This window comes from Solimicrobium silvestre, assembly GCF_002976435.1.
GTDB lineage: Bacteria > Pseudomonadota > Gammaproteobacteria > Burkholderiales > Burkholderiaceae_D > Solimicrobium > Solimicrobium silvestre.
The window spans coordinates 25939-51757 of sequence record NZ_PUGF01000032.1 but is presented as its reverse complement, the minus strand read 5'-3'; the positions used below and the strand labels follow the sequence as shown (position 1 = coordinate 51757).

Genomic DNA, 25819 nt, shown 5'->3' with positions numbered 1-25819 from the left:
ACTAGTCCCAGCGTCGCTAAGAGGGTTAGGGATCGGTTTAATTTACAACGACAGATAGGCGCCTGCATTATTGAGCTCCAGTGATTTGTTGAAGACGGTTTAGGGCATCCACCACGCGGCTGATCTGGCGCGTCAGGTTGCCGCTGGCGTCGTTGACTTGTTCCAGTGTCCGGTTGCCCATGGCATCCAGGGTGTAGTTGACCGTGTTGCCGAGGTTGTCGGCAATGTTGGTTAAGCGATGCGCGGCGTCGTAGGTGTAATTTAACTTCGCCTGATTCGGGAAGGTGGCACTGAGTAGTTGGCCTGCGCCGTCGTAGTTATAACTGGTGACTTCACTGCCGCGACTTTGGCTAGTCAGCCAGCCGCGTGGGCTGTAGACGTAGGTGGTGGTTAAGCCGTTCGGATCGGTGATGCTGCCGACATGACCATTCAGGTCGTAATTGCTTAGTGTCGTGATCTGACCGGCGGCGTTGGTGACGCTGCTCAGGTTGCCGTAGGTGTCGTAGGCGAACTGCGTAAGGTCGGTGACATCGGTGCGGGGGCCGGTGATCGTCAACACTTGGCCGACGCTGTTGTACGTGTATTTCCACGTGCGCGGGGCGCCGATTACCGTAGCACTAAGTCCCTGGCTGCCGTTCGCATCGCTCGTCGCTTGTTGTGTCTTGCTCAGCAGATTACCGTTCATGTCGTAGGTGTACGTGGTTAAGCGTAATGGTTCGGCCACTTGTGCGGGTAAGCGGTACGTTGGGTTCCACACTGTTGTGCTCGTTCTCTGTTGCGCAGTACCAGCTGCGTCGACTTTGGTCAGCTCCAGATTACGTGCCATGTCGTACGTGTAGGTAGTGACGTTGCCGTTAAAATCCGTATAGCTGAGCACGTTCGAGTTAGCATCATACGTACTGGTTGCGGTGGCTACCCCACTGCCACTGCCGGCCGGTTGCGTGATCGTATTACTGACCACTAAACTATTAATCGGCGTAAATCCGTACGTCACTTGGGCGCCTAATGGCGTCGTCACGGTGCTTGTACCGCTCCCATTCGCATTCGGGGTACCCACCGCAATTTGATAATTGTCGACCCCGGCTCCTAATTGCGATGACGTGGCTACGCCACTGCAATTAAACGTCCAGCTCACCGAGCGGTTACCATTCTCATCAACGATGCCCGTTAAGGCATTCAGCAGATAACTAAAGCCATTACCCACCGGTGCTGAATTAGGACAGACCGTTCCACCGTTGATTTGCGCCGCTTCGTTGTAATACAGAGTCTTGGTTTTACCATCCGGGTAGATAATGGCCGTTAAATTATTGGCGCTGCACGCTAAGGAGGATACGGTATTGGCTGCGGTGCAACCAGCCGATGGACCATCGTACGCGTACTGGGTAAGTTGATTGTTGGGATCAATCGTTTCGGTAATACGCCCTAAACTATCGTGCTCATATTGCAGTTGGCGTCCCCATTGATCAGTCACGCACAATAATGTTCCGCCATTGACCACGGCACCGGCTTGCACATGCGGGCAAATCGGTGCCGTGGCTGGATAACGTCCGACACTACTGTCATTCGATACGCCGGTACTGTAGGTTAGTTGCTGGGTGCTGCCACCCTGCGCGGAGATGCTTAATAACACGCCATTACCGTCATAAGTTTCTTTGTGGTTATCGGTATCCGTGAAGGTATAGCCTGTCATCGTTGTGCCATTGCTGGCAACGGTGGAGGTTAATTGACCTGACACGTCGGAATCGGCAAACCATGTCATCGTCCCGTTGACAGGCCCACCCGGTGCGGAGGTGAAATACAGTCCTTGACCACCACCACGGACCACTTCGACGATCTGCTGTAATGGCGATGCAATATACTTTGGATAGTCACACCAGATATAGTTGGTATCAGTTCGCTCCCAGCAGATCGCGGGAAAGTTATAGGTAACGGGATTGGTCGGCGTTACAACTCCCATTGGAACAATGCTGACATCATAAGGCTGCGTCCAGCGTGCGCCAAACGAGCGAAGCATTTGCCCATCGGGGTTACCCGGTGCGCTGTTGTAAGTGCGTGCCGTTGTTAAACCAGATAAGGGTGTGGCTACCGTTAAATCGATCTGCGTTTGAACACTGTTTCCGGTTCCTACGCCGATTGGGTCGCCTACTTTGCAACCGCAATCTTTTTTAGGCGGGGGGACTTGTATCACTGGAACGCATTTTTGGACATCACCAAAATAGAGGTTGTTTGGAGGGCAGACGCATGTACTATTGAAACCATCCTGACCAAGGACAATAACATCATAATTTGGGCAACTAAAATAAAAATCACCAGCAAAAAGAAACCATTTAGGAGGATTCCCATTACCATTAATCATGCAATAATAAAATACATAAGTTGTATTTGGAATATATGGTTGCATATCTACAGAAAGCGTAGCACCATGCAATTGCTCAGGAGTGTATGTATTTAAACAATACGAAGTAAAAGCAGCAAGAGTAGACACTGTAGCGGGACCAGAAAATACAGCTGTTGCAGCAAAAGTCTGAGAATAAGACGTCTGAGAATAAGACAATTCGCTATTAAAAATTAAAAATAAGAAAATGAATAAAAGCTTTTTCAATGTGAAATCCTGTTTGTGGACTTGATGATTGTTGCCGAAAGAAGATAGATTCGCACAGCCGATTGCATAGTGTGACCCAAGCCGAGTCGCTGTTGTTTGAAACAGCAATTCACCACCTGTTGCATGTTGCTCAATAAAAAGATTTGGCAATATACTCTGCAAGCAACTCCCTGTCTATGCCCTAAAGAGGGCATTCGATCTGTTATTAAACAAAAAACAACAGTATTTTGAGATTGTCACAACTATTGAAGCTGAATAAGCAAAATGCCCTCTTTAGGGCATAGCCTTTGTGCACAAACTCTGTCAAAAACACATAAATTTCCTTCATAATTCGAAAAAACAGCTCGAGAAATTTGCTTTAAGACTGTGCATGCCATTTGCATGCACATGCTCTTTCTTCTGACCATTTCATGACCTTTGCCACCATCGGTGCGATCGATGAACTGAATACCCGCTATCAAATTAAAGCTCGCGGACTCTACTTGATGTTAAGGCTTTTCTCTATCAGGTTTGACGTAGTACGCAGCGACGTATCCTCATTAAATAATACATTTGTCGTTATGTACCAATAAACAACTATTCAATCCCTATTTCCGAAAAGTTGCTTCCAAAATAGTTTCCCTCTGTTAGTATCTCTACAAAGTCTGACTCTATTAATCGGCAGCGTTTGCATGTAACGTTACCCATACCTCCTAATAAGATGAAGCTACTCACATTCAGCACGTTGTACCCGAATGCAGAACAAGCGAATCACGGAATTTTTGTAGAGACCAGGCTGCGCTACCTAGTTGCCAGCGGTCAGGCAGAGTCACGGGTTATTGCACCAATTCCCTGGTTTCCCTCCAAACACCCGCACTTTGGCCGCTATGCCAGCTTTGCCCGTGTACCCGAAGCGGAAACCCGTCAGGGTATTCACATTGACCATCCCCGCTACACCCAGATTCCCAAAATAGGTATGCACCTGTCGCCATTGCTGATGGCGCATTCACTGAAAAAAACACTGGCACGCATTATTGATGAAGGCTACGACTTTGATTTAATCGACGCCCATTACTTTTATCCCGACGGCGTTGCAGCAGTCATGCTCGGCAAATACTTCAACAAACCAGTCGTAATTACCGCCCGTGGCACGGACATTAACCTGATCCCGCAATATCACCTGCCCAAGAAAATGATACTGTGGGCGGCAAAAAACGCACGAGGCGTAATTACCGTCTGCCATGCTCTCAAAGATGAAATGGTGAAACTGGGCGTGCCGTCCGAGCACATTACGCCACTGCGTAACGGTGTCGATTTACAGCGCTTTCAGCCGATGGATCGACAGAAAGTAAGGCAAGAATTAGGGCTGCAACACTTCACATTGCTGTCAGTCGGATCGCTAACTACCCACAAAGGACATGATCTGGTAATTAGAGCTTTGAGTTCACTCACCGACATTCATCTGATGATCGCAGGCAGTGGTCCTGAACACCAAAAACTGCACGAATTAGCACAGCAGTTGGGCGTAGCCGATCGGGTGCAATGGCTAGGTTCAGTACCCCAAACGGAGCTGAAAACGTTTTATAGTGCGGCAGATGCACTGGTGTTAGTTTCTAGCCGGGAGGGTTGGGCCAATGTCCTTTTAGAATCGATGGCGTGCGGCACACCGGTCATTGCTAGTAACGTGGGTGGCTCGCCCGAGGTCGTCACTTCTCTTGATGCTGGAATACTGATTTCTGAACGTACTCCGCAGGCATTGATCGCCGCGATACACAGTTTGCGAGCCAACTATCCAGAGCATGAAGCCACTCGCCGCTACGCAGAAAAATTTAGCTGGGACGAAACTACGCAGGGGCAACTGCGCTTATTCAACACTATTTTGAATGGTGGAAAAGCACAGTGAAAATTCTTTACCACCATCGCACCAGTTCCAAAGACGGCCAAGCCGTTCACATCAAAGAAATGATCGCCGCCTTGCGTGACTTGGGGCATGAAGTCATTGTTGTAGCACCGGCCGGCAATCAACATACGTCATTCGGCTCCGACGATAATTTTGTTGTGATGTTGAAGCGCTATGTACCCAAATTTTGCTATGAGCTGATGGAGTTTGCCTACAACTGGATCGCTTACCGCGCCCTGGCAAAAGCCGTCAAACAACATCAGCCCGATTGTCTTTACGAGCGCTACAACCTTTTTCTTCTGGCCGGAATATGGATTAAGCGTAAACACCATTTACCCATGCTGCTGGAAGTTAATTCACCGATCTTTGAAGAGCGGGAACGCTATGACGGACTGTCACTTAAACGTCTGGCGCGCTGGTCGCAAGCCACAACATGGCGGGCGGCAGATTTTGTGCTGCCGGTCACTCAGGTCATGGCCGAAATCATACAATCTTACGGCGTAGCGCCTGAAAAAATGCTGGTTATTCATAACGGCATTAACACCAAAGAGTTCGACAATGTCGCGTCCCACAACTCGGTTAAATCCGCCTTGGGATTAGAGAACAAACTGGTACTTGGCTTTACCGGTTTTGTGCGTGACTGGCACGGGCTAGATAAAGTCATCGACATGATCGCCAATGACCCTCCGGAAGCTGGCCGGCATTTAATGGTGGTCGGCGACGGGCCAGCGCGACCCGCTTTGGAGAAACAGGCCGAAGCACTCAACGTGACGAACCGAGTCAGTTTTACCGGCATCATCGGGCGGGAAAAGATACCGGAATATGTGGCTGCATTTGATATCGCATTACAGCCCGCCGTGGTCGCCTACGCGTCACCGCTAAAACTGTTTGAATATCTAGCCTTGGGTAAAGCGATTGTGGCACCGGCGCAAGCAAATATTCGCGAGCTATTGTTTGATGAGCACAATGCGATATTGTTTGACCCCAACCAGGCCGATGGCATGCCAAAAGCGATAGACCGACTGTGCAAGGATGACGCACTGCGACTAAGTGTCAGCAAGAATGCATCAGCCACTATCGCGGACAAGCAACTGACCTGGAAAGCCAACGCAGAGCGCGTCGTGCAACTATTTGAGAGGCTGCGGCACCATGCGTGATATTGCACTCTTTATTTTAATTTTCAGCATCCTGCCCTTCGTGTTCAAGAAGCCGTTTATCGGCGTCTTGCTGTTCACCTGGGTCAGCTTGATGAACCCGCATAGGCTAACGTATGGCGCAGCCTATGACTTTCCGTTTGCAGCAGTCATCGTCGTGGTGACGTTGATTAGTCTACTGGTATCGAACCAGAAGAAAAATTTTCCAGTTACAGGGCTAACGATAACCCTGCTGGTGTTCGTTACATGGATGACATTAACTACTTTTTACGCATTGGAACCAACGCGAGCCTGGGCCGAATGGAGTCGCGTTATGAAAACTATGATCTTGGTGGCGGTGATCCTGCTTACCATTAATACCAAGCAAGAAATACAGGCACTGGCCTGGACAATCGGCCTTTCGCTCGGTTTTTTTGGGTTTAAAGGCGGCGTATTCACGATACTTTCCGGCGGTAGCAGCCATGTGTTTGGCCCAGAAGGCAGCTATATCACGGATAACAATGCGCTAGCTTTGGCGCTGGTTACCGCACTACCCTTGATCTGGTATGTGCAGCTAAGTGTCACGCAAAAAATTCTGCGCTATGGCTTCATCGGATTAACAATGCTGACAGTCATCGCCGCCGTCGGCTCGTACTCACGCGGCGCGCTGTTAGGCGGCGCTGCCATGTTCTTTTTCCTCTGGCTGAAGAACCGGCAAAAAATTCGTACCGGAATAATCTTGCTGTTGATTGTCGTTGTCATTTACGCCGTAATGCCGGCACAGTGGTTTGATCGCATGCACACGATTGATAATTACCAACAAGATTCATCCGCTTTAGGTCGGATCAATGCCTGGGGATTTGCCATTAACGTCGCCTCTGCCAACTTGATGGGCGGTGGTTTTGACTGCTTCACCAACCGGCTCTTCGTTGTGTATGCGCCGGAACCCTATAACCAACATGCAGCGCACAGCATTTATTTTCAGGTAGTGGGTGAACACGGCTTCGTCGGCATCAGCCTATTTCTACTTTTTATGTTTCTGGCATGGCGCACGGGAACTCGGGTACTAAAATTTTGCAAAGACCGAGAAGACCTGAAATGGGCTTCGGATCTTGCCGCCATGTGCCAAGTCAGTATTATTGGTTACGCAATCGGCGGTGCTTTTTTGACATTGGCTTACTACGATCTTTATTACGACATCGTCGCCGTATTGATTTTGCTTGAGAAATTACTATTATCAAAGGACAGCCTGACTAGCAACGCTACGGCAGAACCTGAAGCAACAGCAATTACTGCCAGCAATGTAGACCTGACTATCCGTGTACCCCAACAAACACCGTAGAGCGCATGACATTCTCACTTATAAATAATTTAACATCGCGTTTTATTCGCGTTGTGGGAAATCAAATTGCACCAAGTGCGGTTGGGCAGGGTCGACTCTGCATATTGATCTACCATCGCATTCTTGAACACGTCGACCCCTTGCTGGAGTCGGAACCGGATGTCGCCAGCTTTCGGTGGCAGATGGAAGCGTTGGCCAGCTGCTTTAATGTATTACCGCTCCATGAAGCGCTCGACACCTTACGCAACGGACGCATGCCGCCCAGAGCGGTATGCATTACGTTTGATGACGGCTACCGCTCCACGCACGATCTGGCGCTTCCGATACTCAAAGAATTCAATTTCCCTGCGACCGTTTTTGTCACCACCAGCTATCTGGACGGCAGCAATATGTGGAATGACCGAATACTCGAAGCGGTACGGAGCTTGCCCGTTGGCCCGCTTGACTTAACTAATTCGGGGCTGGGAATTCACCCAATTTCATCGCTGGCCGATCGAGAAAATGCAGCCGACAAATTAATCCGGGCAGCTAAATACCTGCCTTCGGAACAGCGGCTGGATCTGTCACTCAAGCTGGAAAGCCTGATTGGCGCTGCGCACCGCTCCGGTTTAATGCTCACGCACGACATGGTGCGCACACTGGTTGAAAACGGGATTGAAGTTGGCGGCCATACGGTTACCCACCCAATCCTGACCAAGCTAGATGACCAACGCGCCAAAGAAGAAATTGTCGGCTGCAAACAAGAACTTGAAGCCATTATAGGGAAACCGGTGCGCTTATTTGCTTACCCTAACGGCAAGGTCGGCATGGATTATGACGAGCGCCACGTGCAAATGGCGAAAGAAGCTGGCTATAGCGCTGCATTCATCACCACCATGGGGCCGGCAACCGGTCAAACCGATCCCTACCAGATTCCACGCGGTCGCCCTTGGGATAAATCACAACTGATGTTTAAATTGCGCCTGTTACGCTGGTTGGCTGAATGACGATGAACAGTACAAGAAAATCAATCGGCATCAACTTTGTCACTCAGTATCTGGAGCTGACGATTCAATTCGCCGGTGTACTTATTCTTGCTCGCATATTGACGCCAGCGGATACCGGCTTGTATTCGGTGGCCGCCTTCTTAATGACTTTGCTCCATGTATTCCGTGACTTTGGCGTGGTGAACTACATCATCCAAGAGGCGGAGCTCACTAAAGAAAAAATTCGATCCGCTTACGGCGTTGCCATTATTTTGGCCTTATTGGTTGCGGGCGCGATGTACGCGTGCAGTACTCTAGTGGCAGGTTTTTACAAAAATCCGGCTATCAAAGACATTCTTGAAGTGATGGCGCTGAGCTTTGCCGTATCCCCTTTTGGCTCCCTGTTATTCGGGATTTATCGCCGGGAAATGCAGTTCAAGAGAATTTTCTTTATTAAAATTGCCAGCGCAATCTGTCATGTGGCAGTCGCTACCATATTAGCCACGCGCGGTTTTGGTGCGTTGAGTTTAGCCTGGGCAAATTTTGCAGGAATACTATCGTTTGGAATCGCCTCCAACATCGGACGGCCCAAAGATATTCCGTGGCTGCCGCAATTCACGAATATCGGTAAAGTCCTTTCCTTTGGCAGCATCTCCAGCCTGGGCAATGCTGCCAACGCTATCGGCACGAATAGTCCCGATCTGGTGATTGCCAAAGTCATCGACATGGCATCAGTGGGTTATTTCAGTCGCGGTAATGGCTTAGTCCAGCTTTTCGCAAAATTGATCGCCTCCGCGTTGACGCCTCTGATCTTGCCGTATTTCTCCCAAATCAAACGCAGTGGCACCGATCTGCGGGAACCGTATCTGCTTTCGGTCAATTATTTAACGACATTGGCATGGCCGTTTTTTTCTGTTATGGCGTTACTGGCCTTGCCGATGGTGCGTGTTTTATATGGGCCGCAATGGGATGCGTCGGTTCCTATCGTACAAATGCTGTGCATCGCCGGAGCGATTTCCTCCTTATCGATCTTTGCGGGACATGTCATGATCGCCAATGGGCAGGTACAACATGCCACCTTTGCGCAACTTCTCTCCCAGCCATTGCGCGTTATTGCGGTCATTTATGCGTCCAGCTTTGGACTTTTCGGCATATCCATTGCCATTATCGCGGCAGAACTGCTGACTTTGATGATTGTGTCCAGGTACTTGCGCATGACGATACGCATCAATTTTATCGAGTTACTGCATGCTTGCCGGCACAGCGGATTAATTACTATTTTTAGTGCCGCCGGGCCTTTGCTGATTTATCTTTTTTGGCCCGCCGCATCGGGCAGCTCATGGCAACCGCTGGTACTAGGCGCGGTGACTGCCACAGTAGGATGGCTGCTCGGCGTTATCTTAACCAAGCATCCTTTTTTTGCGCAGATCACTGAATTTTTGACGTCGATACAGCCCCCTAGCCCATCGTCGTTTAAAGGCCAGCAAAACGTAACAAAACAATTCAAAACGGCGGTAAAAATCCTCTCATACAAACTCGGTATTTTGAGTATTTATCACCGTTTTAGAAATAAAGAACGTCTCACCGTTGCCATGTTTCATCGGGTGCTTCCGCACCATGATCAGCGTCGCCCGGGCGCTGATCCTGAGTGGACTATGGACACGGCAACCTTTAAAAAATGCCTGCAATTCTTTCAGCGGCACTATCACGTTATCTCTATGGATGAGCTGGCCGCCGCCTTGCACGATCAAAAAAAATTACCGCCGCGTAGCCTGTTAATTACCTTTGACGACGGCTGGGCAGACACTGCCGAATACGCTCAGCCGATACTCGATGAGCTGGGTATGGCTTCTGTCGTATTTGTAGCCGGGTCGGTGATCAATCAGGCTGCGCCATTTTGGCAGGAAGCTGTCTATCGCCTGCTGGCAACCCATCCAGATGGAATAACGCAATTAAATGCGGCGCTCATACAGAGCAGTATTGATGTGGTGCTGGTTGGAAAAGAGCGCAGCAGCGAAGCGGAAATCCGCTCGGTGATCCAACAATTAGATACACACAATCCAAACAATTTAAGGCATCTTGCAACTATTTTGCAAGACAGGGCAAACGCTCCGGCAGCGATGCTGAGCCTGATCCAATTACACAAACTAGCGAAAGCGCGCCACTATATCGGCAGCCACGGCATGACGCATCAGCCCTTAACAAAAGTGGCTAGCGCCGAGTCCGAGGTCAAGCTAGCGCAAGAAACGTTATCCAAACATTTAAACGGACTGTATATAGAATCCATGTCATTTCCTCACGGTGCCTACGACAATAGTGTGCTGCAAGTTTGCAGGGAAGCGCACTACCGCTACCTGTTCAGTAGCGACCCTATTTTAAATATCGTCAATCAACAAAGCCCAGATAATCTGGTATTCGGTCGCATCCATATTTCTGAACGCAGCATTACCGATACGCTGAACAAGTTTCACCCTTTCATGCTGGCATATTGGCTGTTCTTAAGGCCAGTCAGGCTGGGCTACGTGGCGAGGTCAAACTATGCTGAGTAGCGGCTTAAATAGTGGACTGAAGGATGGACTAAATAGTGGCTTAAACAGCGGACTAAGCTCACGCGTAGTAACGCCTGCAGATCTGACGGAACTAGAAATTACAGCGTGGAATGCCTTGTCAGCAAACATTGCTCACTTGTCTTCGCCTTTTTTAAGCTTTCAATACACCAGCGCCGTTGCCGAGTCGGGTGTCAATGTGAAGGTATGCGTCATCTCGCAAGATGGGCAGTTGCGTGGTTTCTTACCTTACCAATTCCAAAATCGCACTTCGGAATGGTTAAAATCCGCAGAACCGGTCGGCCGGCAAATGACCGACTACTTTGGTCTGATCGCCAGCGAAGATTTAAGGATTACGCCGGCCACGCTGTTATCGCTGGCGAACCTGAATCAGATCACCTTTTCCCATTTAGATGAATCGCAACTGGCTTATGGCTTAACCGGTGAGCTGCCAAGGCCGGGCTTACGAATTCCTTGTGACAAAATATTTAACGGCAATGAAGTCGACTGCCCGATCAGCCAAAAGCATATGCGCGAAATGACACGGCGCGAGAAGCATTTGAAGGAGGACTTTGGCCCGCTTGAATTCACCTTCGACCTGATCGAAAATCGCACAGAGCATTTGCATAACCTGATACGTCAAAAACGGGCGCAGTACAAAAGAACCAATGTGCCCGATGTCTTGGCGCAAGCCTGGAAGATCGATCTTCTGGAACGGCTGCTGTTTACCAAGTCAAGCTCATGCCGGGGCGTGCTTTCGCATCTGCAGGCCGGAGATCAATGGGTAGCCAGCCATTTTGGCATCATGGGTAATGGCGTCTTACAATATTGGTTGCCTGTATACAATCCGGAAATGGCCAAATACGGCCCGGGAAGACTGTTGCTAGACAATATATGCAAGGCAACTACGCTGCACAATATCCACACCATAGATCGGGGCGAAGGGGTAACGCCTAGCAAGAAGGAAATTCTCAGCGACGAACATTATTTTTACCGAGGTGTCTGGCACAATAATTCTCTGCCAACGCTGGTTGCGCGTGGATTCCAGAGCGTACTCTGGCGGCTGGGAATATAAGCCAATGAACAACTTAACCAACAACCCCATCAACAACGATGACTGCGTTAGCAACGATGAAACTTGCGACGTGAGTGTCATCATCCCCGCGTTTAATGCAGCGGAGACGATATCAAGGGCGGTTGGCTCGGTTCTGATTCAAGACGTTGATTCACTTGAAATTATTATTGTCGATGACGGCAGTACGGATGACACCTTCATCGCGGTCACTGAATTAATGCAACTTCATAGCGTGATACGTTTGCTGCAAATGCCGAAAAATGGCGGAGTATCTGCTGCCCGCAATTATGGAATACGTGAAGCAAAAGGGAAATTTCTCGCATTTTTAGATGCCGATGACATATGGCTGGCAGGCAAGTTAAAAAAACAATTAGTTGAAATTAAGCGCGATCCGAGCATTACATTGGTGTCATGCAACAGTAAACTGATTTCAGAGTCGGGTGAATATCTGAAAGAAGGGCATATTAATCGCCCGCCGGTGGAAGGTGCCGAGGCATGGAAAACGTTGCTAATTTATAATTTTCTACCTACCCCAACGGTACTCACGCACCGACATCTGGTACTGGAACTGGGCGGCTTTGACGAAAATCTTCCGGTAGGAGAAGACCTTGATTTGTGGATTAGATTAGCGCTGAGAGGCAAGGTTATCGTACTAAAAGAGATTTTGATCAACTATTATGATAGTGCTGGCAGCCTCATGAAGCGCCATCTTGCACAAACGCAAATGATCGTACTGCCTATGCTGGAGAAACATCTGGTACAGCAAAAAGACAAATTGTCGGCTAAGGAAATTCGTCATATTCGTGGACTACAATCATTTCAAACCGGCTGCAATTTATTTTTTGCCGATGAGTATCTTCCGAGTATTCCCGCTTTCCTGCAGGCTGCTTACTACGGGACACGACCGATGAAGAGTCTTACTTATGTACCGCGCGCTTTACTGATGCTGGTGTTTTCATTATTTAACAAATAAAAGCAACGTTTTGGGGGGGTAATTTCTTTCTCAACAACTAGAATAACTTTAAATTACTTATTTATTTTCAGTACCCTATGCCCTTAACCTCTTTTCAGCGATTTCGACTTGTAGACTTGCCTCCCGATATGTTCGAGGCATGGCAAAAAATCGCCCAAGACAACAAGGCTTTTCATAGTCCCTTCTTTTCGCCTTACTTTGCACGCGCTGTCGCCGAAGTTGCCAAAGATCGGTGCTATGTGACGGTTGCACTGCAAGACACTACCCCAATTGGCTTCTTTCCATTTCAATTTACCAACAGTGTGCTGGGGCGCGCCGAGCGAATAGGCTTATACCTGTCTGATTACAATGGCTACATTTCATCGGAAAAATTACAACCGGAACAACTCATCGAGCTGTTGGAAGTATCAAAAATTCATCAATATTCCTTCGATCATCTCCATGAATTTCAAGCAAAACTAGGCCTGAATACAGAATTTATTCGTGAAGGAACGGCAACCCATTTATGCGATGGATTTGAGGCTTATTGGGCTGAGCGAGAACGCATTTCGCCGAAATTTACCAAGGATACGATGCGCTGCCTGCATAAAATTTCCAAAGAAAAAGGCGAACTACGGTTTGAATTCCATTCACCCGACTTGTCCGATCTGCAAAGTTTGATACAAACAAAAAGACACCAATACTATGTAACCGGAGCCACAGATGGCATGGCCAGCCAATGGGCTAACCAGTGTCTGACAAATTTGCATGCGGTGCAGAACAAGTATTTCAGAGGGGTTTTATCTAAGTTGTATTCAGGCGACCAGCTAATCAGCTCACACTTCGGGCTGCTTGCCAACGGGGTTTTTCATTACTGGTTTCCCGTCTATGAAGTGAGTTATTCGGCCTACTCACCTGGACGTTTATTATTTTATTTGCTGACAAAAAATGCCGCACAGTTTGGGATCGCATGCATCGACAATGGCATGGGAGCGCAGCGCCATAAATCGGACTTTGCAAATCATACCTATAAGTTGGGCGTTGGCACCTTCCGGCGCAACACGGCTCGCTGCCTGGTTATTCGGGCGCAGGATTATATTCGATATCGCGTGCTCGACATTCGCGATCCGATAGAAGAGTAACAATAGAATATCTAACCGATTACTGTCGGTGCCGGTACTTTCACATACGCACTAACCCGACGTCCGAGCTCTATCCCCGGAGCCTCAATAAAAGTCCACGAAAATACTGCCAGACCTAGCGTTCCCGCTACGGCTAAGGGCAGCATCAACGCCACAAAATAGATTTTTTCAATGTGCGGCCACATGGTCAAAATGCTGTATTGAATCGCGTAAATAACCAGCATATGAACCATGTAGACGGAGTAAGAAATTTTTCCACACCAGCGTAATAACGGGTGATTCAATAGCCGGCCTAGATACTGTTGCACTAAGCCCGGCGAGTCATGCTGCTCGGCCAGCATGCACGTCATTAAAGCAATCCACAGCACCGGCGATAAGCTCCGAACTATGAGGAAATAACTTAAGGCAATCAACACCAAGGCGGCTACTTCAATCAGTCGAAAATCTATTGCACTAAGCTGATCAGCGCGCTTCCAGATAAAGTAAGACAGCATGCCAATCAAAAAATACCCTGCCTGATTTACCGCAAACCCTTCACCGCTGTAATTGAGAGAACGCAAAACACAAACGGCGATTAACAGGCTCGCTACCGTGTTCCATTTTTTAGCAATCACGGCATGAAAAATGAACGGGGCGACCAGGTAAAACTGCCATTCGACTGAAATACTCCATGCTTGACCAATAAAAGCGTACTGACTGTTGGGTAAAATATGATCGGATATCAGACCATGCAACAACGTGATATGCGCTAGCAAATGTGCAACGAAGTATTTTGCCGTATCCAAATGAATCGCCAAGTCATTCATGACCGCATCGCCCTGCCACGGCGTAGTGGAAATTACGTTCAACTGCCAATTCAACGTCAACGCCGAGGCTATTAATACGAACAAGAACACTGGCATCAGCCGGAACCAGCGCCGCACCAAAAAATGCAAAGTCGACGTTCTTTGCTGGTCTAAAAGGAAAAAAATCACGAAGCCGCTGATCATGATAAACACGTCAACCGCCAGCCCCGGTTCCACAAGAAATTTAGCGATGCCCAGATCTTGTTCACGGTAGCCCGCATGCCTGAGTACGTGCCCCACCACGACCCAAAGCGCTAACAAGCCACGGCTAGACTCAAGAGAACTAATTCTGTTGTGTGGTTTCATTGCACATCGAAATGGTTAATGAATCAGCTGCCCTAGTCGCCACCCTTTGCTACTGCCCTGCCCCCAATACCGAATACCGACATCCAATAGTTAAGCGTCATGCGCACACCGTTTTTGACGGTTCGCATCGCATTTAAATGACAGATATATTCCAATAACGAAAATTGTTCACTCTCGGTAATGGTGGTTCGGTACGCTGGCAAACTCTGCCCTCTGGCATCTTTTACGATCGGCGTATTGAAAGTAAAACGCCAATAAAAATACTCTCGAAGCACCGCAGATAAATTCGCTGCCGAGGACGACGAACCGTTGCGCATCACCCATGTAGTGAACCTGCCCTGCGTTGCTGTTGGTTTCGGTTTGGCTGGGTCAATGCGTAACATGTGCCGGTATTGCACTGGGAGCGTTTCAGCAACTTCTGCCACTTTATCCGCAGTAATGCAGGGGCTCCAGCGCGTCGCGTCGCGGCTGGCGCGGCTATAAAAATTATAAAATAACCGGCAAGTTGGCTGGTCGGTCTGGTTGGCAGCCCGCCCGTGCCAGGTTTCCGGCGTGAAGAAAACCACATCGCCGAGGCTGCCCGTTAGCTGCGCTTCACGCCCGTGCTCGAGCATAATATCCGGCATACAAAAATTAGGCGGTGGGGTATTACGATGGCTTGCGGGAACCAGACAGGTACTGCCGCTATTCCAGCCGATGGTATCTAGCGGCATAGTGATGGAAATAGAACCGTGCTCGTCCTTGTGGTATCCCATCCGGCCCGTATGTGGCGGCACAACTTGCAACCACACATTGGACAAATAAAAATCCTTTCCAACGACGCGCTCAACCATGTCGATAATAACGGGGTTATGTAAAGGCAGTAAAAGATCGGGCTCTAAAAACCCCACGTTATGATAAATAATGGTCGGTGCGCGGTCACTTGGCAATGGGGCCGCCAGCCGCGGCTTCATGGTTGACGCGCCAAAGCCGTTGGCATGATCAAACCCAAACGGATACGCGACTTTCAAACGATTCATCGCCGCGACGATGCGCTGCATAACGTCCGGGCTATTCGCGTCAGACAATAGGAAATGTCCCGCTTTAAAAAATTGCGCCAAATCTTGATTACCAGGAGTAGTTGACATGATCTTTAGCTCTTTATAAAGACGACCCAATCCAAAAAAACACCAGTTAACATCAACCGGATTTCACACATAAAGACGGCAATGGCGACTCAATTTCGACTGATTGAGGTGACAGCGCAAGTTCCCGAACTTCGTGCAAGAACGCTTCCATGGGAAACGACAGTTCTTTTTTCTTGCTTGCCAGTTTGAGCGCAAGCGCCGCGCGATTCGCAATCAGATCGCTCATTTTTTCCAGCAGAACTTGAGCATCCAGATTGTGGGCGCTGACGCAATAATCTTCCATGCCGATCAATTGATTGAATCCAAAGTTTTTTGAATCATAGGCAATATTCAAGGCCGGAACGCCAACATTAAAGCTGAGAATATTCGAGTGCATCATCTGACACAAGAGCACGTCTAACTGGGCATAAGCACCGGTCAGCTCTGCCGCAGGTTGATCAACTACCTCTAATTTAATACCGGAGAATCTGAGCAATTGCACGATCAGAAGCTCTTCATCTGAATGGACAAAATACATGAACTTTGCATGGAACTTTTTCTGTACCGACTTCAAAAATTCGATGTAGAAAAGAATATTTTTTTTGAATATCTGCGCGGCAAACGGGCCGTGAAAAGCCAGGTTAATACCTATTGAAATGGGTGTGCCAGATGGCCGCGCCTGCATTGCGGCGGGCTCAAGAAACACCGCCGGGTCGCATAAAAGCGTGGTTTTTTTCATGCCGAGCGAGCGAAAAAAATCAACAGTTAGCTGATCCCGAACCGCCAGAAAGTTTACCCGCTGGTCAAACTCCATAAATACTTTTTGCAGTTCCGCATCAAGATGAACGTTGAGGACGGCATCTGCCGACGGCATATTGAAGTTCACGCCAGAACCAAACACCGCTATAGGACAGCTTATTTTAGGAAAAAAAGGCGAATCGGCAAGAAAGGCACGGCTCAATTTTTTGGTCTTACTAAACACCCAATAACCGCCGCCAGCAATAACAAAAATAGCTGCGTTCTGATTAATATCAGCCAATATTTCTTTGTTCAGGCAACCCCATTCGGTTTCGACGAAGTCCAGCTCCACGTCGTGCAGCCCCTTTTGCAACAATTCCTTGATCGCCAGCTTGATCGCAATATCACCCCGGTTGCAATAAGCACGCTGGGTATAGTTGTAGCATTTAAAGAGGAAGGTCTTGTTAATACCCCAGGCCAACCAGTCCAGCGCCGTGCGCATCACACGCTTGACACGCTTCTTCAAGCTAGTCGGCAATGCGTGGTTTTCCTTGCTGCTTGGTATTGCCACATGCAGATAAATTTTCATCTTCTTGGAATTACTGATCGCCACATCAAGCTCCGTTAAAAAATTATTTACTGTCTAGGAAGAATTGCAAATTGCGGTGACGTGGAGTAGTCCGGCTTGATTGATCTCGCCATAAATACTTTCCATGCATCAGCACCACCTGCCGCACCGGAATAAACACTATACGCCAGCGCAGGTTGCATATTCGACGGGAAACCGTCCGGCTCCGAGGAATGCCCGGTCATTTCGCCTACTTTTAATTTGAGGAAATATGCCATTTCAGTTCCACCGCAAGGAAGAGCCGTCAGTGCTTGTGGATTACTGGTCTGATACGCTTTTGCCATATCGGTATAAATAGGGCCACCGTTCGTATCGGTGACCTGAAAAGCATACACGGCGCCCACTATCCAACAGTAAGCAGGGTCTATCATTCTCTTGATTGGAAACTGTGCTTTCCATGCCAGCAAAGGCTTGGCCTTGGCGTAGCCGAGTTCCACCGTGTGCCCTACGGCGGAGGTAAAGAAATCATCTTGCCACGGAGCGATACCGGTAAAGTTATTGTATTGCCTTGCATTAATATCGGTCAGCGCGCCGAAGGCGTTATCCAGACTGGCTTTAGGCTTGTATGCGCTGTTGTACCAGTCAAGGTTATCCGACAACGCCGTTTCAAACTGCTTCTTCAGAACATCCGCATCGGGGGTGATATAGGCGGCATTGGCAAGATCGCGCAATGTCCAGGCTTGCGCCCTGACTTGCGTTTGATGAAACAAACCCTTGATGTTGGCTCGATAGCCTGGGTTGCTCTCAAACAAATCGAACATCGCCCAAAATTGCAGTTCTTCCAAATAATAATAATCGCCAGTAACCAGATACGGCAGATAAGCCAATGCCGGTTCATGTGCCGGATCAGCGCTATACGGTGTGACGCAATCACCGCCGCAGGCAGGAAATGCCTCGCTCCTTTTCGTCGCAGGGTTAAAGGTATCGCTAGGATTTCCCACCAACGTCATATACGGGAAATCAACCAGGCTGACGGGGCGGTTGGTTTTCTGGTTCCGATAATGCATAGACCAGCTGCCGGATAAATCAGCCGTGCCTAAGGTCGCTTTCTTGGCAACCGGATTCATACTCAGTAAATAGCTGACCGCCCAGCTTGGCAACAAGCCGATATCGCCCCTGCCGCCAGTCGTCGGCATATACGGCACCGCCAAACCATTCCCCATCGGCTCCGTTGCCATGCCACTAAATCGCACCCCGATATTATTCAGAGTCGATGCCGCGATCTTCAGGCTTTGATCGTAGTTAGGTAGCGCTTTAGTTGAAATCAGATAAGCGCTATCGTGTTGAAGATTAACCTGTGGCTCCGTGCCCCACCAAAACACCTTGCGCCAGCGCGCATGATGAAAATGCTTTAACGCCGACTTGGTATAAACAACCTTCCCGCCAACCAGCACTTGCACGTCATAAGTCACATTCTGCGGCGCAGGGGCAAAAGCCCAATCGTTTTCGACGGTCACGTCAACCGAAGCGGAATTTATTCCGGTGTAGGAACGAATAGCAAACCGTGCCGATAAATTAGGATGCGCGACCCCTTGCGCTGTCTTTAACGGAGCAGATACCTCCCATTCGTTGACCTGCGGGCCAGCAAGCCAATTAATGTATTTTCCGCTCCGCAGCAAATCGTTCGCTGATGCCGAATAAACCTGACCATCCAGAGTTAAATTCACACTGGCGCTAAAACCGTTGCCAAGCAGTGCTTCAGGTCCGATCCCACTGGCTTTGGCGGTTGGTGCGGTTACTTTATTCAGGGACAAAACCGTAATACTGCTACCGCTCGGCACGGGAACTACCGCAGAAATAACAGCATGGCGTAATGAGCCGTCAGGATGACGTGCTTTTGCATCTACTTGCAATGGAATGTGCGTGCCATCGGCAAGTCGTCCGACCAACGCATTGGGGTCAGGAACATCGCCCGCAGCAAATACTTGCCCGAACGTGATGGGGGTCGCAACAGAATCATGAGTAGCGCCTTTGCTGGCATTTTGTATTTTTATCGACGTGATTGGAACGCCGTCGTCAGCAGACGATACCGCACTGGCCGGAGCGGCTGAACTGGCATCACACCAACCCAGTAACAACACCAAACTAACAAACAAGGACGCAGCATTCATTGCAACTCCAGTTTTTAAAACGAGATGGATTTGCGTAGGGGTGCCCCTTGTGGGTACCCTTGGCTAATCAACGAAGGCACCCACAAGGGATGCCCCTACAAAATCACACAGGCTGATTCACACTAACACCTCACGTGCAGATGGATGTGACAGGAACGCCATGGGGCTAGCGCTATAACCATAAGCACCGGACTGAAAAACGACAATTAAATCGCCTACTTCGGCATGAGCAAGCGGCATTTGATCAGCTAACAAATCTAACGGCGTACACAAGGGGCCAACCACTGACACGAGCTCGTCGGACATTGTCTGCATTTTATCGCCGACAGCAACCGGATAATTCTTGCGTAGCACCTGACCAAAATTACCCGATGCGGCCAGATGGTGATGCAGGCCGCCATCGGTAATCAGATAACATTTTCCGCGTGACATTTTTTTGTCGATAACGCGCGTAACGTAAATGCCAGCCTCACCAACCAGATAACGCCCCAGCTCCAGCGCGACTGTTGCCTTCGGTAAGGCTAGTTTTACGCGTTCAAGACAACGGTGCAAATGATCTGCGATTGGGGCAATATCCAAAGGGATATCGCCCGGGAAATAAGGTATGCCAAAACCGCCTCCCAGATTCAACGTGCGGACTTCTTGCCGGGCAATGTCAGCCAACCGGATAGCCATGGCACTACTTTTGGCGTGCGCTTCGATAATCGCTTCTGGATTGAGATTTTGCGAGCCGGCATAAATATGGAATCCCAAAAATTCCATATCCATATTCGCTAACTCAGCCAACACTTCCGGCACAAGTTCTGCATCAATACCGAATTGCTTAGCGCCGCCCCCCATCTTTAGCCCGGATGATTTCAGTTCAAAATCAGGGTTTACTCTGAGTACAATTTTGGGCACATAGCCCAGCTCTCCACTGATACGCTGCAACCTACGCAGTTCATTGACCGACTCCAGATTAAGCACCACGCCTGCGGCAACTGCCTGTTGCAACTCAGCATCTGTCTTGCCCGGGCCTGCAAAGCTAATACGTTCTGACGGCGTCAAAGTATCTAATGCCAGTTGCATTTCACCGGCAGATGCCACATCCAAACCGTCAACCAACCCCGCTAAATGTTGAACTACCGCTGGCATGGGGTTAGCCTTAATCGAATAATGCAAAGCCAGCTGCGCAGGTAAAACACTGCGCAAAGTATGGATTTTGGCCGAGATCACCTCTCTGTCATAGGCATAAAATGGCGTACCGCCGACACGCAGTGCTAACCTGGTCAACGACACATTACCCACCTGCAGGCAGTTGTCTGCGACCGTGAAACTGGTTTGTGCTGCATGGACTGGTTTGTCTGAATTCATACTCATTTAATGTTGAAACTCAGTGTTAAAAATATGTGCAAAGCGACGTTGCAATGCCTTGCGATCTATCTTGCCGTTGGCATTGCGCGGCAAGGCTTCAGTTTCGACTACGATGTGCATCGGCACCATATACGCGGGCAGCCTGCGCTGACACTGTTGGCGCAAAGTCTCTGCAGTTAAGTTACTGTTCTGCTTAACAATGGCGACGATAGCTTGCCCCAAAACAGGGTGCGCAACTCCTACTGCGGCAAACTCGCTTACGCCATCCATCGTACAAATAACTTGTTCTATTTCAGTTGGACTAACTCGATAACCTGAGACTTTAATCAGCTCGTCAGTACGCCCCAGAAAATACAAATACCCTTCCGCATCCTTACGCACGATATCGCCCGACCACACGGCAATTTCCGGCAGCGGCAAGCTGCTGTTCTGTAACTGTAGCGGCAGCGGCTTGAAACGCTCTGCCGTCTTTTCCGCATCATTCCAATATCCCAATGCAACCAAAGCACCTCGATGTACGAGTTCGCCCGGCTCTTCTGCATCACATTCACTACCATCTGGTCGTAACACCAGCACTTCTGCATTAGGAATCGCTCGACCTATCGAATCTGGACGGCGATCCAACTGCTCGGGAGGCAAAAAAGTGGAGCGGAAGGCCTCGGTCAAGCCATACATTAAATAGATTTTTGCATCAGGCAAATTTCGACGCAAGATATCTAATGTAGAACGTTGCATTACGCCACCAGAATTAGTCAGATAGCGCAGACTTGTTGCTCCAGACCAATCTAACGCTGCGAGTTGAATCCATAATGGTGGTACGGCAGCAAGCCCGGTAATGCGCTCTTGCTTTACAGCATCCAAAATGTCACGCGGTAGTAAGTAATTGAGCAGTACTGCGGTGCCGCCAGTCAGGAATACCGTGGTTAATTGGCTCAAGCCGTAATCAAAGCTCAGCGGTAAAACACACAAAACCCGATCATCGGCCGTGTTTTCCAAATAGTGCGCAACACTTTGTGCACCGGCCAGTAAATTGCGATGCGACAACACAACGCCCTTGGGCTGTCCGGTACTTCCTGATGTATAAAGAATAGCCACGATGTCGCGGTCTATGCAGCAATGCGGTGTTCGCGCATCGTGCAATTGTTCCAGAGCTTCCCAGTGCACAAGTTGAAAATGCGATCCACTTGCGATGGCTGTAGAGCTGTCACCGCCAACAACAATAACCCCCTTCAAACTGGGACATTCGGATAACAATGGCAGCACCACAGCCAATCGTTGTGCCGAGGTGACTAAAATTTTTACCTGACAATCATTGAGAATGTAGATCAGCTGCTCCGCTTTCAACAAGGGGTTGACTGGCACAAAGGCAGCACCGGCAGCGGATGCGCCAAACATGGCGAGCACAGTCTCAAAACGTTTTTCCAGATATACCGCGACGCGATCACTACGCTGCACACCTAATGTTAATAATGCCTGTCCAACCTGTTGCGTCTGTTGTGCCAGTTCCGCATAGGACATACGCTGTCCCTGGTAGCAAAGCGCTTCCGCTTGTGGAGCGCGAGCCGCCGCTTCTAAAATAAGTTGATGTACGAGATCGGTCATAAGCGGATATCAAAACTGCACATCATTCTTCCCTCATTTAATCGAATGGCGATTCATTAAGTCATAAAGTGTCGGACGACTAATGCCCAACAACTCGGCTGCCTTGGCAATATTACCGTCCACGTGTGCCAGTGCTTTTACAACGGCCTTGTATTCAGCGTCTTCACGGATCTGGCGCAAATTGATCGGCTCCTCCGCGATGTTGTTAGCGGAAAGGCCAAGATCTTCCACCGTTATTTGCAGGCCATCGGCCATAATCACGGCTCGCTTGATACAGTTTTCCATCTCGCGCACGTTACCCGGCCAGCGATGGCTTTCTATCAGCGCTAAGGCATCCTGGCTAAAATTAAGCCCAGGTCGCCCTTCTTTGGCATTGAACTTATTCTTGAAGTGATGGGCCAGTAATGCGGCATCACCGGCACGATCAGCTAGCGGCGGGATATTAATCACGATCTCGCTGAGCCGATAATATAAGTCTTCGCGGAAACGACCGGTGGACGCCAACTCTTTCAGGTTTTGATGGGTAGCGCAGACGATGCGCACATCCACCGGAATTTCCTTATGCCCGCCGATCCGTTCAAAAACCCGCTCTTGAAGGAAACGTAGCAATTTAGCTTGCAGCGCCATCGGCAAATCACCCACCTCGTCAAGAAAGAAAGTACCTTCATTCGCCAATTCAATCTTGCCCAGATTCTGCTTCACCGCCCCGGTAAATGCGCCCTTTTCATAACCGAACAATTCGCTTTCCAGTAAATTCTCAGGGATAGCAGCACAGTTAATCGCCATAAAACGTTTATCTTGTCGCGGGCTTAATTGATGCAATGCTCTTGCCAGCACTTCCTTACCGGTACCGCTGTCACCCAACAACATTACCGAAGCCGACGACGGCCCAACCTTTTCTATATTGCGGCAAACCTTCAACATGGCTGGGTCGCGGGTGATTACTCCAGCCATCGGCGACGCGGCCTGATTTTGCAACATGCGCCGATTTTCCTGCTGTAACGCATGCAGAAAGAAGGCGCGCTGTATCACCAGATTCAGCATTTCCGGGTCGCAAGGTTTTTGATGGAAATCGTAGGCACCCATTGCAATCGCTTTGAGCGCATTCTGCCGGTCTTGGTTACCGGACAAGACGATTAATTTGGTGTCGGGTGCCATCGACAAAACCTGTTGTAAGATGGCAAGACCTTCCGAAGAGCCGTCGGGATCAGGTGGCAAACCCAAGTCCATCGTAATGACGGCGGGTTCATGGCGGCGCACTTGTGCCATCGCACTTTCACGGTCGCCAGCCACGATGACCTCGTAGGCGTCCAAACTCCAGCGCAACTGTTTTTGCAAACCGAGGTCGTCTTCAATGATCAACAGTTTCTTTTTTTCCTGATTCACAATCTACCCTTTTGCATTTACGCTATTTGTGTGTTGACTTGTTCTAGTGTGCTGTAGACGGGTAATGTAATTTTGAAGCGAGTACCCGACTCCGGCCGACTTTGTACTTCTAACCGGCCACCCAATTGCTGAATATATTCCCGTGTTTCAAAAACACCGATCCCCATTCCCGCCACCTTGGTGGACACGAACGGGCTGAACAGTTTTTCCCGGATAAACTCTTCCGTCATCCCTACTCCGTTATCTTCAATCTCGATCAACGCATCACGTCCATCCAGACCCAGCTTAATTTTGATATCGCCGTCTCGGGGAGTCGCATCAATCGCATTTTGTATGATGTGGCCAATGACACGTTCAAGACGCTCTCGATTCGCATACACCGCAATATCCGGCTGCTCAATTTGTAATACCGGTTTGGGTTCATAGGGAGATTTAGAGGCAACCGCCCGTTGCAGCAATTCATCCATCGCCAACGCACTCAAACTTTCCACTTCAAATCCCCGGCTGAGTTTTTGCAGCAAAAATTTCATTTTTTGTACGGAGTGATCAACAGTATCCAGCATGTCTTTTTGAAACTCGGGATTATGTTGATGCTTTTCAGCATTGGCCGTCAACAACGATAATTGCGCCACCAGATTCTTTAAATCATGCACCATAAATGTCGACATACGGTTGAAAGATTCAAATTGACGGGCCACCATCAACGCATTCGCAGATTCTTGTTCGGCCAGATAACTAGCCGCCTGACTGGTTGCAATTTTCAACAGATCCAGCACTTCCCAGTTCACATCGAACTTGCTTCTGGCCTGTTCCAACATGATAAAACCGAACAAACGTCCATGAAGTATCAGCGGCAGCACTAACCAGGCTCTAGGAAAATCGAGCAACCATTGTGGGACTGAAATATCATCGTATTTTTCGGGGTGCAATTTATAGTCGGTCAAATTGATCACCCATTGCTTCTCTTGCAGGAATCGGCAAAACGGACTATTCAGCGCCTCAGCCTGGCTCTCAAATTGGGCGCACCATTGCGCAACAGGTTCGCAATAACCAGATTCGCGGCTAATGAACAGGGTGCCTGCACCGCTTTCTACCAATTGCGCAACGGCTTGTATGGCGCGCTCACCTAGACCTGGCTCCGACTCAGACAAAACCCGGGTAAAGCGTATCCATTCGTCACGGTAATCGTAGTTGTAGTTATAAAAGTGCTTGCTAATGAAGACTCGCAGCCAAGACCGAACCGATCCTGAAAACAGCAGAATAAACAATAATATAACCGCGCCGAACAAGAAAAAAACCTGCAACACCGTGCCCCATTGCCCACCGAAGAAACGAATGTAGTAACCCGCCGCCGCCATTGTTAACAGGTAAGCAGCGGCCCCCAGTAAGGTCGCGGAATGAAACAGGACACGGCGTGAGACTAGAATACCCAACGTCCATTTGGGATCCCTGTTTAGCGAGATCATCAGCAGTGGCACCGACAAGGCATTCACAAAACCGCGCGCCGCCAATATTTCACCGTTAATGGCATGGAACAACATGGCATCTGCATAGAGATAGAAGTCATACACAAATAAAGCCGCCAAACCCAGGCAGGCAAATTTAACGCTCCAGCGCTGGTGTTCCGTCGTATTCCTGAATAATTGCTCCAGCAATAACATGCCGATAACGGCCAACGCAACACGCCCGGTAATATTAACGATACCGCCAAACCTGACCATAAGACCGACATTAGTGAGCATGGTCGCCGCAAGCAACAGCAACAGGAATAGCCCTATTAGCACTACATAGGGTTTTTCCTTAAACAGGGATTGAGGGGTCTCGCGCTCCAGCGGTTGCAGCAGCATGAGCAAAAAAATGATCCAGCTCGCGCTACGCATAACTTCCAGGCTATTGATCCAAAATCCGGTCGGGATTCCAAATTTTGCATTCAGCGCAATCGACGCCGCCCATACCGTTGTTATACCGGCGGCAACCATGAGCGGCATCCAACGTAGCCGCCCGCGCCACTTCCACAGCAACATGCCCGACAAAACCAGGTATGCCGCAGCGGCAAGGCCGTAACTCAAGATTGCGACGTTGCTTAGCATGGGGGAATGCATAAGAAA

Annotated in this window: 17 protein-coding genes; 8 read left to right on the top strand and 9 right to left on the bottom strand. The window is 49.2% G+C overall.

The window, feature by feature from the left end; translation table 11 throughout:
* Nucleotides 1-67: 67 nt before the first annotated feature.
* Entirely contained in the window at nucleotides 68-2188 is a 2121-nt protein-coding gene (locus tag S2091_RS21850) for an RHS repeat domain-containing protein (protein ID WP_165795065.1), read from the bottom strand.
* A gap of 1114 nt (nucleotides 2189-3302) precedes the next feature.
* On the opposite strand from S2091_RS21850, the gene S2091_RS21845 reads away from it, so the two are divergent.
* The 8 genes from S2091_RS21845 (at nucleotide 3303) to S2091_RS21810 (ending at nucleotide 13636) form a co-directional block, all read left to right on the top strand.
* Nucleotides 3303-4484, top strand: a complete 1182-nt coding sequence (locus S2091_RS21845; RefSeq protein ID WP_105534093.1) for a glycosyltransferase family 4 protein — start codon at nucleotides 3303-3305, stop codon at nucleotides 4482-4484.
* Nucleotides 4481-5638, top strand: a complete 1158-nt coding sequence (locus S2091_RS21840; protein WP_105534092.1) for a glycosyltransferase family 4 protein — start codon at nucleotides 4481-4483, stop codon at nucleotides 5636-5638. Before S2091_RS21845 ends, S2091_RS21840 begins: the two co-directional genes overlap by 4 nt.
* On the top strand, nucleotides 5631-6956 hold the full coding sequence (locus S2091_RS21835) for a putative O-glycosylation ligase, exosortase A system-associated (protein ID WP_105534091.1): 1326 nt from the start codon (nucleotides 5631-5633) through the stop codon (nucleotides 6954-6956). Before S2091_RS21840 ends, S2091_RS21835 begins: the two co-directional genes overlap by 8 nt.
* Before the next feature lie 5 nt (nucleotides 6957-6961).
* Nucleotides 6962-7942, top strand: coding sequence for a polysaccharide deacetylase family protein (locus S2091_RS21830; protein WP_105534090.1), 981 nt, complete (start codon nucleotides 6962-6964; stop codon nucleotides 7940-7942).
* Nucleotides 7943-7944: 2 nt separating this feature from the next.
* Nucleotides 7945-10470, top strand: coding sequence for an oligosaccharide flippase family protein (locus tag S2091_RS21825; protein ID WP_165795064.1), 2526 nt, complete (start codon nucleotides 7945-7947; stop codon nucleotides 10468-10470).
* Nucleotides 10460-11542 carry a GNAT family N-acetyltransferase gene (locus S2091_RS21820; protein WP_105534088.1) on the top strand — a complete coding sequence of 361 codons (1083 nt, stop codon included), beginning with the start codon at nucleotides 10460-10462 and terminating at the stop codon, nucleotides 11540-11542. The genes S2091_RS21825 and S2091_RS21820 overlap by 11 nt, the downstream gene beginning before the upstream one ends.
* Before the next feature lie 4 nt (nucleotides 11543-11546).
* Nucleotides 11547-12515 (top strand): glycosyltransferase family 2 protein, encoded by a 969-nt coding sequence (locus tag S2091_RS21815; protein WP_105534087.1) that lies wholly within the window; start codon nucleotides 11547-11549, stop codon nucleotides 12513-12515.
* Nucleotides 12516-12592: 77 nt separating this feature from the next.
* Entirely contained in the window at nucleotides 12593-13636 is a 1044-nt protein-coding gene (locus S2091_RS21810) for a GNAT family N-acetyltransferase (RefSeq protein WP_105534086.1), read from the top strand.
* Nucleotides 13637-13647: 11 nt separating this feature from the next.
* Here the strand turns inward: S2091_RS21810 and S2091_RS21805 are convergent, their stop codons facing one another.
* The 8 genes from S2091_RS21805 to prsK form a co-directional block, all read right to left on the bottom strand.
* Nucleotides 13648-14787: an acyltransferase family protein gene (locus S2091_RS21805; protein WP_105534085.1), complete on the bottom strand. Its 1140-nt coding sequence runs from the start codon at nucleotides 14785-14787 to the stop codon at nucleotides 13648-13650.
* 32 nt (nucleotides 14788-14819) lie between these two features.
* A complete protein-coding gene (locus S2091_RS21800; protein WP_105534084.1) occupies nucleotides 14820-15914 on the bottom strand; it encodes a phytanoyl-CoA dioxygenase family protein in 1095 nt (364 codons plus the stop codon).
* 52 nt (nucleotides 15915-15966) lie between these two features.
* Nucleotides 15967-17244, bottom strand: a complete 1278-nt coding sequence (locus S2091_RS21795; protein ID WP_133166956.1) for a polysaccharide pyruvyl transferase family protein — start codon at nucleotides 17242-17244, stop codon at nucleotides 15967-15969.
* Between the two features lie 23 nt (nucleotides 17245-17267).
* Nucleotides 17268-19370, bottom strand: a complete 2103-nt coding sequence (locus tag S2091_RS21790; RefSeq protein ID WP_243405527.1) for an RIFT barrel domain-containing protein — start codon at nucleotides 19368-19370, stop codon at nucleotides 17268-17270.
* 117 nt (nucleotides 19371-19487) lie between these two features.
* Nucleotides 19488-20723: a pyridoxal-dependent decarboxylase, exosortase A system-associated gene (locus S2091_RS21785; protein ID WP_105534098.1), complete on the bottom strand. Its 1236-nt coding sequence runs from the start codon at nucleotides 20721-20723 to the stop codon at nucleotides 19488-19490.
* Between the two features lie 6 nt (nucleotides 20724-20729).
* The gene (locus tag S2091_RS21780; protein ID WP_105534082.1) at nucleotides 20730-22325 is read right to left on the bottom strand and encodes an acyl-CoA ligase (AMP-forming), exosortase A system-associated; all 1596 of its coding nucleotides are present in this window, start codon (nucleotides 22323-22325) and stop codon (nucleotides 20730-20732) included.
* Between the two features lie 33 nt (nucleotides 22326-22358).
* Nucleotides 22359-23711: a PEP-CTERM-box response regulator transcription factor gene (prsR, locus tag S2091_RS21775; RefSeq protein WP_105534081.1), complete on the bottom strand. Its 1353-nt coding sequence runs from the start codon at nucleotides 23709-23711 to the stop codon at nucleotides 22359-22361.
* 17 nt (nucleotides 23712-23728) lie between these two features.
* Nucleotides 23729-25813, bottom strand: a complete 2085-nt coding sequence (gene prsK / locus S2091_RS21770; protein WP_207769783.1) for an XrtA/PEP-CTERM system histidine kinase PrsK — start codon at nucleotides 25811-25813, stop codon at nucleotides 23729-23731.
* Nucleotides 25814-25819 lie beyond the last annotated feature (6 nt).

Excerpts from the sequence above, each read along its gene's own strand:
- S2091_RS21815 (WP_105534087.1), top strand. The coding sequence starts at position 11,547 with ATGAACAACTTAACCAACAACCCCATCAACAACGATGACTGCGTTAGC.
- S2091_RS21830 (WP_105534090.1), top strand. The coding sequence starts at position 6,962 with ATGACATTCTCACTTATAAATAATTTAACATCGCGTTTTATTCGCGTT.
- S2091_RS21825 (WP_165795064.1), top strand. The coding sequence starts at position 7,945 with ATGAACAGTACAAGAAAATCAATCGGCATCAACTTTGTCACTCAGTAT.
- S2091_RS21780 (WP_105534082.1), bottom strand. The coding sequence starts at position 22,325 with ATGACCGATCTCGTACATCAACTTATTTTAGAAGCGGCGGCTCGCGCT.
- S2091_RS21790 (WP_243405527.1), bottom strand. The coding sequence starts at position 19,370 with ATGAATGCTGCGTCCTTGTTTGTTAGTTTGGTGTTGTTACTGGGTTGG.
- S2091_RS21800 (WP_105534084.1), bottom strand. The coding sequence starts at position 15,914 with ATGTCAACTACTCCTGGTAATCAAGATTTGGCGCAATTTTTTAAAGCG.
- S2091_RS21810 (WP_105534086.1), top strand. The coding sequence starts at position 12,593 with ATGCCCTTAACCTCTTTTCAGCGATTTCGACTTGTAGACTTGCCTCCC.
- prsK (WP_207769783.1), bottom strand. The coding sequence starts at position 25,813 with ATGCATTCCCCCATGCTAAGCAACGTCGCAATCTTGAGTTACGGCCTT.
- S2091_RS21805 (WP_105534085.1), bottom strand. The coding sequence starts at position 14,787 with ATGAAACCACACAACAGAATTAGTTCTCTTGAGTCTAGCCGTGGCTTG.
- S2091_RS21835 (WP_105534091.1), top strand. The coding sequence starts at position 5,631 with ATGCGTGATATTGCACTCTTTATTTTAATTTTCAGCATCCTGCCCTTC.
- S2091_RS21845 (WP_105534093.1), top strand. The coding sequence starts at position 3,303 with ATGAAGCTACTCACATTCAGCACGTTGTACCCGAATGCAGAACAAGCG.
- S2091_RS21785 (WP_105534098.1), bottom strand. The coding sequence starts at position 20,723 with ATGAATTCAGACAAACCAGTCCATGCAGCACAAACCAGTTTCACGGTC.
- S2091_RS21820 (WP_105534088.1), top strand. The coding sequence starts at position 10,460 with ATGCTGAGTAGCGGCTTAAATAGTGGACTGAAGGATGGACTAAATAGT.